The organism is Microcoleus sp. AS-A8, from assembly GCA_039962225.1.
Taxonomy (GTDB): Bacteria; Cyanobacteriota; Cyanobacteriia; order Cyanobacteriales; family Coleofasciculaceae; genus Allocoleopsis.
In genome coordinates this window covers 1-15155 of the sequence record JAMPKV010000044.1, presented here as the reverse complement: position 1 = coordinate 15155, position 15155 = coordinate 1, and the positions used below count along the sequence as shown (strand labels likewise).

21 protein-coding genes are annotated in these 15155 nt (G+C 46.0%); 16 read left to right on the top strand and 5 right to left on the bottom strand.

What is annotated here, in order from left to right; genetic code table 11:
* Positions 1-30: 30 nt before the first annotated feature.
* The 3 genes from NDI48_31300 to NDI48_31290 all read right to left on the bottom strand — a co-directional run bounded on the left by NDI48_31300 (position 31) and on the right by NDI48_31290 (position 1231).
* Positions 31-618, bottom strand: coding sequence for a Uma2 family endonuclease (locus NDI48_31300; GenBank protein ID MEP0835656.1), 588 nt, complete (start codon positions 616-618; stop codon positions 31-33).
* A gap of 110 nt (positions 619-728) precedes the next feature.
* On the bottom strand, positions 729-1004 hold the full coding sequence (locus NDI48_31295; GenBank protein MEP0835655.1) for a hypothetical protein: 276 nt from the start codon (positions 1002-1004) through the stop codon (positions 729-731).
* 56 nt (positions 1005-1060) lie between these two features.
* On the bottom strand, positions 1061-1231 hold the full coding sequence (locus NDI48_31290; protein ID MEP0835654.1) for a hypothetical protein: 171 nt from the start codon (positions 1229-1231) through the stop codon (positions 1061-1063).
* Between the two features lie 239 nt (positions 1232-1470).
* Here NDI48_31290 and NDI48_31285 point away from each other — a divergent pair, with 239 nt between their 5' ends.
* The 13 genes from NDI48_31285 to NDI48_31225 all read left to right on the top strand — a co-directional run bounded on the left by NDI48_31285 (position 1471) and on the right by NDI48_31225 (position 11899).
* A complete protein-coding gene (locus NDI48_31285) occupies positions 1471-1875 on the top strand; it encodes a hypothetical protein (GenBank protein ID MEP0835653.1) in 405 nt (134 codons plus the stop codon).
* A gap of 31 nt (positions 1876-1906) precedes the next feature.
* Positions 1907-2695: a hypothetical protein gene (locus tag NDI48_31280; protein MEP0835652.1), complete on the top strand. Its 789-nt coding sequence runs from the start codon at positions 1907-1909 to the stop codon at positions 2693-2695.
* A gap of 59 nt (positions 2696-2754) precedes the next feature.
* Entirely contained in the window at positions 2755-2934 is a 180-nt protein-coding gene (locus NDI48_31275) for a hypothetical protein (GenBank protein ID MEP0835651.1), read from the top strand.
* A 24-nt stretch (positions 2935-2958) separates the two neighbouring features.
* Positions 2959-3336, top strand: coding sequence for a hypothetical protein (locus tag NDI48_31270; GenBank protein ID MEP0835650.1), 378 nt, complete (start codon positions 2959-2961; stop codon positions 3334-3336).
* Positions 3333-3581, top strand: coding sequence for a hypothetical protein (locus NDI48_31265; protein MEP0835649.1), 249 nt, complete (start codon positions 3333-3335; stop codon positions 3579-3581). Before NDI48_31270 ends, NDI48_31265 begins: the two co-directional genes overlap by 4 nt.
* Positions 3578-3727 carry a hypothetical protein gene (locus NDI48_31260; protein MEP0835648.1) on the top strand — a complete coding sequence of 50 codons (150 nt, stop codon included), beginning with the start codon at positions 3578-3580 and terminating at the stop codon, positions 3725-3727. Before NDI48_31265 ends, NDI48_31260 begins: the two co-directional genes overlap by 4 nt.
* A 52-nt stretch (positions 3728-3779) precedes the next feature.
* A complete protein-coding gene (locus tag NDI48_31255; GenBank protein ID MEP0835647.1) occupies positions 3780-4544 on the top strand; it encodes a hypothetical protein in 765 nt (254 codons plus the stop codon).
* Positions 4545-4603: 59 nt separating this feature from the next.
* The gene (locus NDI48_31250; GenBank protein MEP0835646.1) at positions 4604-6946 is read left to right on the top strand and encodes a hypothetical protein; all 2343 of its coding nucleotides are present in this window, start codon (positions 4604-4606) and stop codon (positions 6944-6946) included.
* A gap of 148 nt (positions 6947-7094) precedes the next feature.
* On the top strand, positions 7095-7652 hold the full coding sequence (locus NDI48_31245) for a hypothetical protein (GenBank protein ID MEP0835645.1): 558 nt from the start codon (positions 7095-7097) through the stop codon (positions 7650-7652).
* Entirely contained in the window at positions 7642-7944 is a 303-nt protein-coding gene (locus tag NDI48_31240; protein MEP0835644.1) for a helix-turn-helix domain-containing protein, read from the top strand. Before NDI48_31245 ends, NDI48_31240 begins: the two co-directional genes overlap by 11 nt.
* 343 nt (positions 7945-8287) lie before the next feature.
* Positions 8288-8485, top strand: a complete 198-nt coding sequence (locus tag NDI48_31235) for a hypothetical protein (protein MEP0835643.1) — start codon at positions 8288-8290, stop codon at positions 8483-8485.
* Positions 8486-8721: 236 nt separating this feature from the next.
* A complete protein-coding gene (locus NDI48_31230; protein ID MEP0835642.1) occupies positions 8722-10392 on the top strand; it encodes a telomere resolvase in 1671 nt (556 codons plus the stop codon).
* A gap of 466 nt (positions 10393-10858) precedes the next feature.
* A complete protein-coding gene (locus tag NDI48_31225; protein ID MEP0835641.1) occupies positions 10859-11899 on the top strand; it encodes a pentapeptide repeat-containing protein in 1041 nt (346 codons plus the stop codon).
* A gap of 266 nt (positions 11900-12165) precedes the next feature.
* Here the strand turns inward: NDI48_31225 and NDI48_31220 are convergent, their stop codons facing one another.
* Positions 12166-12654, bottom strand: a complete 489-nt coding sequence (locus NDI48_31220; protein MEP0835640.1) for a hypothetical protein — start codon at positions 12652-12654, stop codon at positions 12166-12168.
* A 22-nt stretch (positions 12655-12676) separates the two neighbouring features.
* Here NDI48_31220 and NDI48_31215 point away from each other — a divergent pair, with 22 nt between their 5' ends.
* The 3 genes from NDI48_31215 (at position 12677) to NDI48_31205 (ending at position 14549) form a co-directional block, all read left to right on the top strand.
* Positions 12677-12850, top strand: a complete 174-nt coding sequence (locus NDI48_31215) for a hypothetical protein (GenBank protein MEP0835639.1) — start codon at positions 12677-12679, stop codon at positions 12848-12850.
* A 377-nt stretch (positions 12851-13227) separates the two neighbouring features.
* Positions 13228-13959: an SH3 domain-containing protein gene (locus NDI48_31210; protein MEP0835638.1), complete on the top strand. Its 732-nt coding sequence runs from the start codon at positions 13228-13230 to the stop codon at positions 13957-13959.
* Between the two features lie 269 nt (positions 13960-14228).
* Positions 14229-14549 (top strand): hypothetical protein, encoded by a 321-nt coding sequence (locus NDI48_31205; protein ID MEP0835637.1) that lies wholly within the window; start codon positions 14229-14231, stop codon positions 14547-14549.
* A 304-nt stretch (positions 14550-14853) separates the two neighbouring features.
* Here the strand turns inward: NDI48_31205 and NDI48_31200 are convergent, their stop codons facing one another.
* Positions 14854-15078, bottom strand: coding sequence for a hypothetical protein (locus tag NDI48_31200; GenBank protein MEP0835636.1), 225 nt, complete (start codon positions 15076-15078; stop codon positions 14854-14856).
* Positions 15079-15155 lie beyond the last annotated feature (77 nt).

Below are 15155 nucleotides of genomic sequence, written 5' to 3'. Positions count from 1 at the left end.
TGCGATCTATTGCACCTGCAATAGATCGCGTTACCCCTGGCTTATCCCTCGTCTGAATTCCCTGATTGCCTCAAGCCTAGAGGTCATCAGCACACACCGCGTTAGTAGGTTGATGTCAAGGTCTGGCAATACCTCACTACCGTAAATCCGTTCGTAACCGTCTGCTCTAAGATGATGCAAGGTCAATAGACCATCTTCCCAAAACCAAACTTCAGGGACACCTAACTCCTGATAACGATTCAGCTTGGAGAGGGTGCCGCTGGTAAAGACCACTTCAATAGACAGGTCTGGAGTTGTCCCGACCTTACCAATAAAGTAGGATTCGTCAGCTTGTGCTGAAGCAACCCCCTCTTTCTCTTGGGTAAAGCTGCCAGTAGGGGTAAACTCAATGCCTTTTTCTACAAAGTACTCAGCCAGCAGAATGGCAATAAGGCGCGTCATGGTTTCGTGGTCTTGAGAAACTGCCAAGATTTCTACTTCTCCTTTGTAGTAAGCCAGATGCACCCCAGGCGAGTCGGCAAAGCTCTCCTGTAGCAGTTTGAATTGTTGCCAGTTCATTCCAGAGTGGGTAAACCGTTGGTCTGTTGGCTTTTTGGATGGTCTTATGGTTGTGGTCATGGCATCACAGAGCAGTTAATTTTTGCGAGAGCGTTGCGCTGCTGCTTACAGCAGATCGCGGTACACAATCAGGATTCCCATCGGGGTTGCACTGAGTAAGTGGATTTTGGTCATTTCTGAGGGTTCCCAAAATCAATCATCTTGGCTAGCGGTTCAGAGTCAAACTCGTTAAGGCGCTCCACCAATTCCTGGAAAGCTCGATACTTCTGATCAGCGTAGTCGTTCGCTTCAATGCCCAAGACTTGGCAGAATTTTACATAGTCGGCTTTCCAGTGGAACCCTTGAACGCCCTCTACAAAAGATTGAGCAACAACCTCGGTTGGCGATTTCTGCTCACTGAATAGGGTGCCATCGTCGCGGGTATAGTGTCCTGATTGTTCGGTCATTCTCCTCTATCTCCTATTTATGGCGATCGCACTGGTAGATGCTGGGTGCGATCGCGTTACTTGGCTAAGTCATGTTTTTTCTTGTTTACATAGTCTTCTACGAAGGTTGTTATAACATCGCTCATATTTTTCCCCTCCTTAGCGCAAACAGCTTTGAAGTCGTTTCGTAGTTTTTCGTTGACAAACGCTCTGAGGGTAACGGTTTTTTCTTTATCAGTATCGGTCATGGTTGAGGCAGATTGAGCTGTACTGCCCTATTGTCGCATTTGGGGTCAAACGCTCACCATGCCGTGAATGACGCTTAATTACATCTTGCCAGTAAAGCTAAAAAGACGTTTGCGTCATGACTGACGGTACGTGCTATTCTAGCAGATAAGCCTAACCCACCACACAGTCAAAAGACTAAATGTCCTACGGGTGACAGCTTACTAAGCGAGTGCTGACTGAGAGGAGACAAATGATAAATGTGACAACACGGATAAACACTATCCTGGAAACTGCCATAGCCAAACCCCCGACCCGCAATCGTTGGTCACGTCGGGCTGTGGCTCGATATCTACAATCCCAAGGATTACTGGGAGCGGACAAAAACACGATCGCAAAATGGGAAGTTTTGCTGAGAGTGGTCAAGCCCTACCGCGAACGGATTCCCAAGGATGCCAGAGGTAACTTTCTACCTGGCTATTCCCTTGACCAGTATCAGTTCTATTGCGTGGTCAAACTGTCCTACCTGATGACCCAGATTAGGAGTGATTTAAACGGGTGCAACTACCTACCGATAATCGCTCAGACGTTGGCTAATCAAGAGATTCAGGATAAATACTTCAGCTTTGAATCCTGGCTAGATGAAATCGAAAATATCGCCGCTTAGTTAACCCATTACAAAGTAAGGAATCAATATCATGCCACGTTCTAAGAAGTCCAACCCTAACCAAGACATCGCCGAAGCACTGGATACACCCATCGACCTCGACTGGCAGGAAACGGCTGATACCCTTGGCTTGAGCATCCCCCAATTGCAAGAGCGCATGGCGTCACGCTTGGGAGACGTTGTTTTTGCTTGGGAACTGATACCCAATGAGCATCAGCCAGTGATTGAGGCGGTCAAACGCGACCTAGAAGCTGAGAATTCAGTTCGTCGATTAACCGAAGCGACTGAACCGCCAATTGAGCAAGCCCCTGAACCCCCAATCTTGGAGGATGAGCCGAAGCCCAAAAAGCGGGGTGGTGGACGCAAGAAAAAAGAGAGTACAGCGCTCACCCAAAAGAAAACTGAAGCCATCCAAGACAACCGCCAAAATGCCACACAGACTCACTCAGGCGTTGCTGAAACTCTGACTATCTTGTCGGCTCAAGAGGGCGCTCAAGACGGTGCTAACGCGGCTACCGCCTATCTTCATGGGTTGGTTAGCAACATGACCAACATCAAGGGTGAGGGTGCCACAGTAATCGCGGCTGAGATGCTACAGCGTACAGCGAACAAACGCGGCTTCAATCCGGATGAGGTGCTGCAAAAAATTGGAGTCCCGCTCTCTTCCCAGACTCGCGACACGCTTAACGAGGTTATGGGGCAAGTCCTGGGAAACGCACAAGCGGCAACGGAAGAGATAACCGATACAGCGTGGGGAAACGGTTACAACGTCCAAGACGAGCTTACACGGCTCAAGAACTTGATGAACTTGAGCGATTAATCATTGCTCTGGCTGCGTTCGATTCCGCCGTTTTTAAAGAAGTTTTGGAGCATCAACCCATGACCGCACTATTCCCCACATTTGGCAACCTACTACAACGCGCTAAACGCTTACTCAGCTCTGATGTATCGTACCTCTGGCAAGGTTTCATGGATGCCTGTGAGGCTGATGCAGAGCGTTATCAGCGAGAGTTAGAAGCCAAGGGACACGACGATTTTTACCCTGGATTGTACTGGTAAACCTTTTATTTAGGAGAATCACTTATGCAACCTGAGATCACCATCGAACAAACCTGTCCAACAGCCACTTTTTATGGATACAACGATGCTCGCTGCTATGACGAGTACAGGCCCGAACGGTACGGATTCGATTCTGACGACGAAAAATACCGATGGGGCTATGCCTGCGGGATGGATGAGAATCTGAAAGAATCTGGCGGTATTGCCCCTGTCAAACACAGAGGAATGCCTTCATACCCACGAATCAAAGCTCTGACCGTTGCTCACCAAACCCAAATCGCGGCAATCTACCAGGACTTCAGAGAGCAGGCCGCAGACATTGAAGGAAGTAACGCTGATGAATTGCACAGTCCCAGCGTTACCCCTGTTCCCCAGTCAATCAAAACCAAGGATTCTCAATGATTTTACATTTTTTACACCAAGACAATCGAGGCGGACGTTACTGGGATTGGGACAACCCAGAATACCCACATTCCCCCTTGGCTTGCCTCATCGGTCACGAAGCATTGTTCGAGGGAGTTGTTGGCGAACCAACACCGGGTTATACCTATTCAGGCATGGACTCACGCGGCTTACCGACGCATTTTCAAACAGAATCACTGTGTGAAGAGTGGGAGAGCTGGCAATTGGAGGGAGTACTCGCATGAGTACCACTTCCAACCAAGGCTTCCAACCGCTGCCACAGTTCACCCAAACCACCACGAGCAACGACCACTGGGTGAATGTCACCACGACCCGGACTGACAGCGACGGCACAGTAAGCCAGTCCATTCAAATCATCTCTAAGAAGTAAGACCAACTAGGCGGGTGCAATACCCGCCTTATCCCTTCATTTGTTCAAGAACATGGCACCACGCAAACTCATTAATAGAAGCCGTCCTGTAGGCGGCAAAAAACGCGGTAGACCTCCGAAGAATGCCAAACCTGCTACACCCTTAGAAATTGCGGATACGCCTTCTAATGGCTCGGTAGCTGTCGCTGATACTCCCACAAGAGGAACTCCCACAAGTCCTACGGCCTTACCTGCAATTGCAACCAATTCGGCTCAATCATTCACTGGCTTATCCCAGGTCAACAATACTTTAACCTTTCCCAAGTTTGACCCCAATTCTTACTTTGTTCCTGACCTATTCACTGATTCATCACCGCTTAATCGAACAACCAAAGAGCAAGCGGATGAGATGGTTCAGTCAATTGAGGAAAAGCGCCAAACGGTCAGAGTGGCAACCGCCAACATTCAACTCAATCAGGATGTTGTCAGAGCGGGTAATGAGTATCTGAAGCTCGAAGGATTAGCCATTGATTACGCAACGACAGGCGTCAACAATGAGACGAAATTTGTTAATTACCAGGTGGCTGGAGTCAACAAACAAATCGCTCTCAACAAGTTTGATCAAGCTTCAGAGCGCCTGACACAAGGACAATTGACACTTGCAGGAATGCAGAGTGTTACTCCCTTAATATCCCAAGAATGGGAAGCGAGAAAGAGCCTCAAGCTGTCTCAAATTAGTAGTTTAAAGATTGAAGCCACGAAAGCTAAGGAAGCCTTAGAGCCTAAGATGATGCAGCTTTCTCAAAACTTCAGACAAGAGCTAGAGGAATTGAATTAACCCGTTGCGTGTTCATTCCCTAGGCGAGTCCTAGGGGATAAATGATAGGAAATTGAGCAATGTCTAATTTAGAAGCCAAATTCAACAGCGCTACAGACTTCTTAGGGGTCGCTAGTTTAGGGGGAGTAATTCTAAGCGGGATACTTCTATTCACCCCAGTTAAAGCAATGGGATACATCGGCATAGGCAGCGGTCTGGGGACGTTCGCGGCGTCGGTAGTAACCAGAAAAAAACACCTGAAAGTAGCTGAGCAGTACGTTAGCCAGATGTACAAAGATTACGTGGGTGAGTTGACCGATAAAGAGAGTCAAATCTATCAACTTACCGATACAGTTCAAGACTTGAAAGGAACCGTTCAAAGCCTTCAAAATGAAACGGCAAGATTCCCTAAGTTGGCTGAAAAGATTGAGTTTTTAACTCGTCAGAACGAGTCTAAGGACAACATTATCGAGCAGGTAACGAATGAACTAGAGCGCCTCATAAGCTTGGCTCGAACGGCGGTAGAGGAATCGCTGGATGAATGGCAGGTTAAGCTCAGTTCGTTGGTGGATACCAAGAAAGACCAGTATCCGAAGCTATCAGAACGGCTAAACGCGCTACTGGATGAAGGTCAACTTAAACTGGCTGATTATGCCTTAAAACTCGCTCAAACACCTTATAAGTGGGATAGCTTGGGTGATTTGCTTGACCTCTACTACTGCCTTAACGATGACTTAGCCAACATCAAAACTAAGGTCATCCAGGCGATCGCCAAACTCACAAACCAACAAACTCAGCACGAACTCCAAGAGGTAGAGTCCATCTTAGAGGAGTGGCAGACAGCGAACCTAGTCCCCAGAGATAAGCTCGAACACATCATTAGGAACTATGAAGCCGCGCTAAATGAGTTCCGGACTGATTTCTCAACCCGCTTCGACACAACCCATCAGTTCGCGCTAGCGCTGGAAGGACAGACCCAGGAAGATGACAAGTTCGTTCAGACCATCTTGGCTCGTATGCAGGAACTAGAAGCCAAGATTCATCAGCTCTCCAAGCCTCTCAGATACCTGAATGCGACTCGAAGCGACATGGTGATAGCGAATATCATCATCGGGTATTTCGAGCGCTTAGGCTTCATCCTAGACCGTGCCGGCACAGACTACAGAGGATATGAAGCAACGCTCGAATTCATCACAGACCGCACGGGCCGGTTAGTCCTAGCCAGTGAGCTGAACGAACACTCAGAGCGGTTACAGCCGCTAACTCATGTTCTGAACCAGCTAGAGTTCAAGTTAGAGCCTGAAACGGGTTTGATGACCTTGTTGGTGAGGTGGGGTAACAAGCCAGCGGCTAACTCCAGTGAGCAAGCGCTTCGGCTTATCTCGCCACTGGCTGATGTGGTCAAGAGACTCATTGAAGGGTTAAGCCATAAACCAACCATCAGAATCATGGGTGCTACGGGAGAGGGTAAGGGAGTAATGGCACGGTATCTGTTGAGCCAGATTCTCACCTCAAATCCTTGGTATTGCCGTCTCCACGACCCACAACACGGGAGTAGTGAAGATTACTGGGGAATCCCCAAAGTCTCACGGTCTGGTAGCGAACTCAAGAAAGCGCTCAAAGACATCGAATCCCAGATGATGAAGCGTGAAGCCAATAACAATTGGAGTGTGGTGACACTCGATATTCTGGATGAGATTGACACCCATCTAGATAAGAAAGAGAAGAAAGAGTCTTTCATTGATTTAGTCTCTAGAATCCGTCACCTAGGCATGAAACTGATTCTCATCGGTCAAAATCCCAAGGTAGGGAGAGCTGGGTTTGAGTGGAGTGATATGCAGCAAATGAACTGCATTTACATGGGAGCATCCGCTTTAGATGCCATTGAAGCCAATCCACAACTGAAACCGAGAAAGGACAAACTAACCAAAGAATACATGCCTCTCTCAGAACATTATGAAAGGGAAAATGACGGATTAGACGATGGTGAAAAATACCTGTTTGGCTTAGTAGTCATCCCAGGAAAAATGCCGCTATGGGTAGAGTTACCGCGTCCTGACTCAATCAAAGTTGACTGTAATGAGTTGCTGTTAGGTAAAGTATTCGCAATTTCTAATAGTTTAAACGAATTGATAGAAGGTCAAAAATCTGCCAAAGTCTCTGGTAATTCTGTCATTACTAACAGTATTTTAGAACCCCCTGCCAAGCCTGAAACCCTTGTAAATCAAGGATTGCCAGCGTTTGTCGGCACGTCAGACTACGTGGGGGTGGATGGCACAGACGGCACAAGGGGAAAAGCTACTTGTAAGAAACATCCTACGGCAGAATTACGAACCCAAAAAGATGGACGCTTCTACTGTCCATCTTGCAAAAAAAGACTGGCTAAATCAGATGTTCAATACTCCGAGAAATCAGGATGCTAAAACTCGCGTTAATAGCTTCGCTCATTCTGCTATCAGCCTGTTCAAAAACAGACTGGTGTTAACGCCGATTACTGCGATGTTAACAGCGATTTGAGCGCTGTTAACAGCAGACATCAGTCAGGTGTCATTTTCCCAAAAAGGAGAAACCATGTTAAATGCAGTACAGTCAACCGACAGAAATTTGATTGAGCAAAAATCTTATCAACAAGCGTTATCGGATTTTGGTATTGAGAAACTGCTGGAAAAAATCAGCAATTATTCTGATGAGAATTTTGATTCAGGACAGATGAATTTAGAGCCGGAAGAAATGGAAATTTTAGCGGTACTCCTTATCCAACATTGGAGCGATAACGTTAACGGAAAACTCCTAGGTGGATTTTTAAATGCTATTCGTCATGGGAATTGCGCTCTGCTACCAAATTCCATTAACCAAGAAATTAAATTACCCGAATCTGGGTTGCCAATAAATTTCCCCGATGTCAAAACACCTGATTATGCAGAAGGAAAAAAAGTTCGCTGGCAATCCGCGTGCGAAAACTCAGATTGGGGAATTGTTCTTGGTCATTTTTTGGCTTATGCCCCGCATCTTTGCCGATGGAGTTGGAAATATGTTGTTTTGCTCGACTCTAATTCACCCAGTTCAGATTGGTGTGTTGCAGATGTTGCTTGGGAAAATGACCTAGTGGAGGTGAATAATGGTAAATAATCGTCCTCTAAGCGAACGAGAGTTAGAACTGATCGACTTATATGGTTACTGCTCTCTAGGAATGAGTCCGCAGAAATTTCTTACCAAATGGTCATTGACATACGAGCAAATTGCCTTCATTTGCGATCGCTCCACTACGACTGTCAGCTTATGGTTTTCCAGAGGAGACAAGTATCGCCGTCCTGCCAAAGACGATTTGCGTCACCTGGCGATAATGGATTTCATGTTGGAGCATTCTGACGACATTCCACTTGAACTTAGAAACTTACTCTGTCCACCCAAGCGAGACTAATAAGGTACTATTGCCAAAAAGTCAATAACGGTTAGTAATTTCCTGAGGAAATTATTTTTTGTATTCTAACAGCAGCCAGTAATGTATTTGTTTTCAGCTCGTATGGAGGTGAAGGACTACGGAGGAACTTGAAATCCTGCTAATGGAATCATTAGAAGATGTCCTTACTGCTTCTGACACAATCATAGGTCTAACTACTCGGTTCGGCTCGGAGCGATTGCTTCTGGAGCTAATCGCACAATGTAACGTACACAAGCAGCAGATTGCGTTGTATCGTAATCGAATTGCGCTGGTAACGGCAAAACTGACTCTTGACTCTTTGACTGAGTTGGAGCTAAGTCGAGTGCCTATCCAAGAATTAAGGAGTGCGTGTCAGGGACTGAAATTACTTTCTCAGGAGCTTTTAGGATCGGACGAATCTGAAACAATTATCTCCCCAAAAAAACAGTTAATCCTGAACTTTTTAAAACAAGCCAGAGCATTTGATGAAAAGTTTTGGCAGGAACAAAGAGAATTCGAGACACGCTGGAAAAAAAGGTGACAGGACAGACTACGCTAAAAAAACAAGCATCGCCGCAATCAATCGGGGGTTTCCCATAAGGGGGATGTGTCAGGTACGGCATCATTGTAGATGAATCTTTTATTCAACTCCCACGAGCAATCGTGGGTTTTCTGTATCTTCCTATAGTTGTGCCAGTTAACAAGTGTCACAAGTCCCTGGTTAACTATAGGAAGTTATTGGTAGACTATAGGAAGTTGAATAAAAGATTCAAGTTAATGCCTAAAAATTACAGCAAGTTTGTGAAAGGAATCCGTCAAGCCATGCGGGAACGCGCTGCCAAACTCCTAGCCAAGCTTGATAGTTGCAAAAACCAAGAACAAATTGAGCGTTGTTGTCAAGAAGAGAAAGCCGACTTTGAAGCAGCTTTTGAGTCTTTAAATACACGCGCTGCATACATGACTCAATATCGTAATGCCATTAAAGAGTGGCAACAGCACATTGAACTAACTGAAGAAAATAGCTATCCGCAACAAATCAAAACAGGTATCGTCAGACAGCATTACTCTCTCCTCTACATGAATTACCCTCGTGAGATGCATGACGAACGGATGCAACCGACCAAGGAAAAAAAAGATGAGCAACGCCGCAATCTCTCTCCTATCAACTGTGTTGATCAGTACGTGGAAACTATCGAGAAGCTTCTCAATTCCCCAGACTACCGAGAATTAACTGTAGGCTTGATTGCCGCTACAGGTCGCCGAATAAGCGAGATTCTAAGCACAGCATCTTTCGCACAAATAGGACAATTTGAAGTCGCGTTTGAGGGTCAACTGAAAGCCAAAGGGGAAACTGGAGAATATGCCGCGTTTACCCTTGTGGAATCGGTATCAGTTGTAGATGGCATTCTCCGACTTCGGAGGATAGCAGAAATTAAAGAGATGAAACACTGGAATTTAGCCGAGATAGATAGCGGGAAAAACAACACAGTCAACCGCTATGTTAAGCAACATTTTGGTGAATTAATTGAGCCGCCTCATGGAGAGAAAGAGCTTTCGTCCAAGAATCTTCGAGCCGCTTATGCTGCAATAGCTATCTATCTGTTCTGTCCTAGCAATCACTCAGAATCCTTGTTCATCAAGGAAAGATTAGGCCATACCAGTGATGCTACGGCTAGCAATTATGAAGATTACCAAGTAGTAGATATCAACGGGAAACAATTACCTCGTGGGGTATGGGTTAAGCGCATTAATGAGGAGATGGGTAAGCCAATGTTGGTAGAAGCAAGACCGCAGCTGAGGATGACGGTAGCAGCCAAGGAAGTGATTAACGACCAAGAGTTTTTACTTTACCCTGACCAACTTTCAAGGATTGAAGAATTAATCCGACTGGCTCGAATAGGCAAGCAATATGAGGAAGGGAAGTTAGTTAAGGAAGTTGTCAAGGTAGTTGAAGTAGTGAAGGAAGTTGAAAAGCCAGTCGAGGTAATCAAAGAGGTAGTAAAGGAAGTTGAGCGAATAGTTGAAAAACCTCTTGAGGTCATCAGGGAAGCTAGGAAGCAATTAGAGGGGGTTAAGCCAGTGGAGGAAGTTAAAGTGGTAGAGGAAGTCAAGCTAGTAGAGGAAGTTAAGCCGACAACGGCTCGGTTTGAAGAAATGAGCAACGAGGAATTGCGAGGGTGTCAGGCACCTGGTAGCGCAAAAGAGAAGATTCGCAGGTCAGTCCGGGCGATTAAGACCTACAACGAGCAACAGGCAGAAAAGAAGCATCAGTGGTCTATTAACGTGAGTACCCTGGAAGATTTGAGTGGGTGTCACTCTAAGGCGGTCAGAGAGTATCTGGATTCTGATGAGGGTAGGTTACAGGTTACGGACTACAACTTGGAGAAGGGATTTGGATTTCAACAGAATCGCGGCAAGGGAAGTATAAAGCAATACGTTACCTGGTAATTCTCCCTAGCAATAGTTACTGGAATTTTTATTTTGTTGTGTACAGCAGTGGGATGGTCAGCGCTTGTAGGTCTGTCCTAGTAGCCTGTGCCATCTACAGCCAAACCTGAGGATGAATTCCCAATACATGACCTAGAATAAATTCCAGATGTCCCCGACTTGAGTGATGAAAAATTGCAAGAGTTCTACATGAAGAATTAAGCAAAAAACTAACAAAACTAAACCTTATAGTTATCACAAGTTTTCCCACAGTATCCCTTTTTTGTAACGATACCTCAAGAGAGAAGCTAATCTACACCTTTGTTAAAGGTTATTGAAGTAATCTATCAATAAAGGCTATTCAAGTCTAGGACACAGTGGCGTCTTATGGATAGTTGAGTAGGTATTAACTAAGCCTAGCGGGTGGATACAATAACCCAGCGTTTTTCCTTGTATTTTTATCCCTAATACATCGGAAATAAGTGCTATGAAAAAACTTTCGAGTTTCAGTTTTCGTAGTCGAGAAAAAAACATTCCAATTATAGCTATTGGAGTCTTTATAATCACTGGCGCTATTTGGGGGGTTACTCAAAGTTTAGAAGAAGCCAAGCAACAGCAAGAAAAAGCTGTTAGAGCGCAAGAGGCTGTCAAAAACTACCAAAATCAGCTTTCAACTATTTTCCTAAAAGGAGATTTAGAGAAAAATAAAAATTTGAGAAGGGTCACAACAGCCACTACATTAGCTTTATTGCGCGACCCGAATTTAGATGGAAGGTCAAAAGGACAAATAATTACATATTTGTCAGAAATAAAATTAATTAACGTATCGCAGCCAGCCGCAGATATAAACCAGATAAAGCTAAGGAAGATTCCTGTTATTTTATTGCATGGTGCCGACCTCAGAAATGCCGACATCTTTAAAGCCGACCTTCGTGAAGCCGACCTTGGTGAAGCCGACCTCCGTGGAGCCGACCTCCGTGGAGCCTTACTTTTAGAAGCCAGCCTCTATGGAGCAAACCTTACTAGAGCAAACCTTACTAGAGCCGAACTCTCTAGAGCCGAACTCTCTAGAACTAACCTCACTAAAGCCAATCTCAGTGAAGCTAACCTTGGTAGAGCCTACATCGTTCAAGCCAACCTTGGTGGAGCCAACCTCGAAGGAGCTTACCTCGATGGAGCTAACCTCGATGGAGCCAACCTCTTTGGAGCTAACCTCTTTGGAGCTAACCTCCATGGAGTCGGCCTCTTTAGAACTAACCTTCGTGTAGCCAACCTTCGTGAAGCCAACCTTCGTGGAGCCAACCTCAGTGAAGCCAACCTTCGTGGAGCCAACCTCGAAGGAGCCGACCTCGCTGGAGCTAAACTCTTTGGAGCCAACCTCTTTGGAGCCAACCTTCGTGGAGCCGACCTCGCTGGAGCCGATCTCAAAGGAGCCGACCTTGGTGTAGCCAACCTCCGTGAAGCTAAGCTTTGCAGAACTAGATTACCAGATGGCACAAAGAGCAACAAAAACTGCAATAAGTTTTAAACGGTACGAGGGAATCATCCACAATCTTGAGAGGGGAGGCTAGAGGCTACTGCGGGGTTGGTTAGCTGAGCTGGGTTGGATAGGGTGTGGGGTTACCCTGTGACCAAAAATGGGGGTCAAAACTGGGTTTTTTGGGGTTCCTGTCGAGGGTAGGTGTGTGCCAGTTGGGGTCGGATCGGGTGCCAGATGCGATCTGATGCAGCTCTTCTGGCAACGCGATCGCGCCGCAAGCAATCGGGGGTTCCCATTGAGGGGAATGTGTCAGTTTATTTTTTAGTAATGCCAACAAAACGACGTATTTTCATTAATGTACGAGATAAAGAATTTGTCTTGTGTGTAAGTTCTACAGCAGATGGTTCTTGAAGTAAAAGTTCTATTCGTTTTTGCAAATCGTGCGTCGCAATTTGCTCGTGCTTAAAAGCGAATCGCATTGCACGCAACAGGGTTTTAGCTTCTCGATAGGATAGGGTAAGGTGCATCTGTTCGTTAGAGCGTCGAATAAGAGCATCAGCCTCGCTATCACAATAAGCTCTGGCTGCTACGAGTGCCGACGAGGTCTCTGGAGTTGATTGATTGTCTGTATTATCGGAAGGGCGATTTGGGTTATGAGAACGGTGGTCAAAAGTTCCGGGCATTTGCCAATCATCGATACGGGCAAAGAAGTGACTTGAACCAACTCCACCCGGCGCAAACTGACTGAAACAATAAATTTCAATCCATCGGTTAAGGTAGGTTTCTTCGTAAACCTTAGACATACTTGCTGTCATGAGATAAACGGTGCTGCAATTACAGGTAAACGTAACTAGTGCCATCAGTCTAACTGCATTTTTTGCCTGTCTTGGTCGCTGGGTTGGGTTGGGTGAGGCTGTGGCAGATGCGATGGTCGCCTTTGGCGGTTCGCCAAAGGCATCGCAGATTTACACCGAAGTCAGACAGTTCGCGCTCAAATAGTTCGCGAGTGAGGTCGAAAAATGGCGGCAACAGAGGAATGGTGAGGCAGAGGGGTTAAATCCCGTAATCTCTTTTTTCGGCAATTCAAATGTAATATCCCTTCACACACCAAACCCCCGATTTCGCTGCATGATTCGGGGGTTTGTGTCGCGTGTCTAACCGTTGGACACGGGGCACTTAGTTACTTGTTCCTGATCACGAAAAATTGGGAACACTATTTAGGGTTGAGTTGGGTTGCTTGTGCTGTATCGGAGTAAGCATCTTTCTCAAACCTGTGAGGCTACTAGGTCTAGCCAGTTGGTCGGGTCGCTACTCTCGCTCCTATTGAGCCACAGCCCACGATAGGCGGTAATCACCTCAATTTTCTTATTTGGCTTATGAAACTCATTTACGCAACATTGACCTGTACTTTGTCATTAATCTTGTTTAGCTGTGATAGCGGTAATAACTCGACTTCTACTCTCAATCAAGAACCCGTCCCGACTGAAACCAAAATCAATACTTCTAATACATCTACTCCAACTACCAAACTTTACAACGCATCTGTATTCAAGAAAGGACTGGACTTCTCTTATGAAGCGGAAGGTAAAGTATCAGTTGTTGGTAAAACTATTACTGTTACTTATGAAAATAAAGAAGATTGTGATAACGGTAATATATTCAGGCAGCAGCACGAAGAGTTATTTAACTTGGATACAAACACCTTAACCAGTCGCGCTAATCAAGTAAGCAATTGTTTCCGAAGCGAGCTTCCTGAGAATTGGATTGATGCGGGTAGTTCCTCTGATCGCTTCAGTGTCACTACAGAAGGTAGTGACACTGTTATCAAGGTTAATGCCTTAGAAGAAGATGGGACTGTAATTCTCGAAAATACGTTGGTTGTGAGGTATAGCTCAAATGAGGAGACTAAATCGACTGTACAGGCAACCAACTCAACTGCTGTAACTTCATCGGAAGCCGTCTTGACAGCTAGCGACCCTGATTCGCAGATTGCTCTCAGAGCAAATCCCTCTGAAAGTAGTAAATCTCTTGGGTATGGTCTGGTTGGCGATCGCGTGCAAGTCATCGAGCAAACAACCACTGATGACTATACCTGGTATAAAGTATAGTTCCCACGTTCGGGTGCTGTAGGCTGGATTCGCGGAGATTTTGTCACACTCACAACGAATTAAATTCCTTAATGTTTCTGATCACGGGTTGGCTGGTGGCAGAAGCGATCGCCAATGAACTGTTGCCAGTGGAGTCAGTGAGGTTGAGCCGTAAGCCACGATAGGGCAAAGCGCAGGGAAAAGTTGACACTGAAGGGTGGTATATCTTGACTAACAGTATCGGTCTTTTTGATATAAGTGGAGGATACAAGTAAAAATAACACAGCAAGATGATAGGGCTGCTTCTGAACCTTCTTTTTGGGTCGCCTCTAGCTGTTATCGCTCCGCTGATTGTGCTGGTTCTCTCCATTCTTGCCCTACGTCGTAGAGCAAGGTGGACAATAGCGACAGGCGCTTCCCTATTTACGTTGGCAGCGTTTTTGTTTTTCGCCTTTGGTGCGTATGGTTGGACAATAGCGAGGGGCGCTGATGGATCAGGCACTCCTGACGTAGCAGGCTTCATGGAGGAGATGCCTAGTCTACTTTTCATGGTTGGCATTCCCTTTGTGTTTGGTCTATTCCTAGTTCTGACCTGGAAAGATATCAGGTAAGTCTTGCTGATTCTGTAAACGTTGATCTCTGCTGACTTCAAGAAGTAGTTGATTGCTAACTTCACCACAGATGCTGGTGCAAAATTTATTTCAGCTGAGATGCACTCAGTTGGCTCTCAAGAGGAGTGAGCGATCGCGTACCTTCATCCGATTATGCGCCTGATTGGAAGCGGGGAGGTTAGAGGAAGCGATCGCGCAACCTCCTGTATGAAATATTTAATTTGGCAGCAGGGTCACTGGGTTACTGGGTCACTGGGTCACTGGGTCACTGGGGCCGGGTTGGTCATGAGTCGGGAGTCAGAGGTTAGCGGGGGCGAAAGCGAATTGTCAGTACGTGGCGCTTCACCTGTGACAGGTCTTGTTCAATCTTGGCGATTCGCCTCACCAATTCATCCTGGGAATTATCAAAGTACCCGCTGACAATAGCTTCGATTGCCGCCGCCTCCTCCAGTCCAAGATCTGTCATGTATACCTGTAGCTGTTGGTAAATTTTTTCACTTAAACTGCCCTGTACCTGTACCTTACTCATTGAAATTAGCTCTCACACCTTAGCTGTCTTGGCTAATTTCAGCCTAATTGCAGAGCATACGACAGTAACAGGGTAGA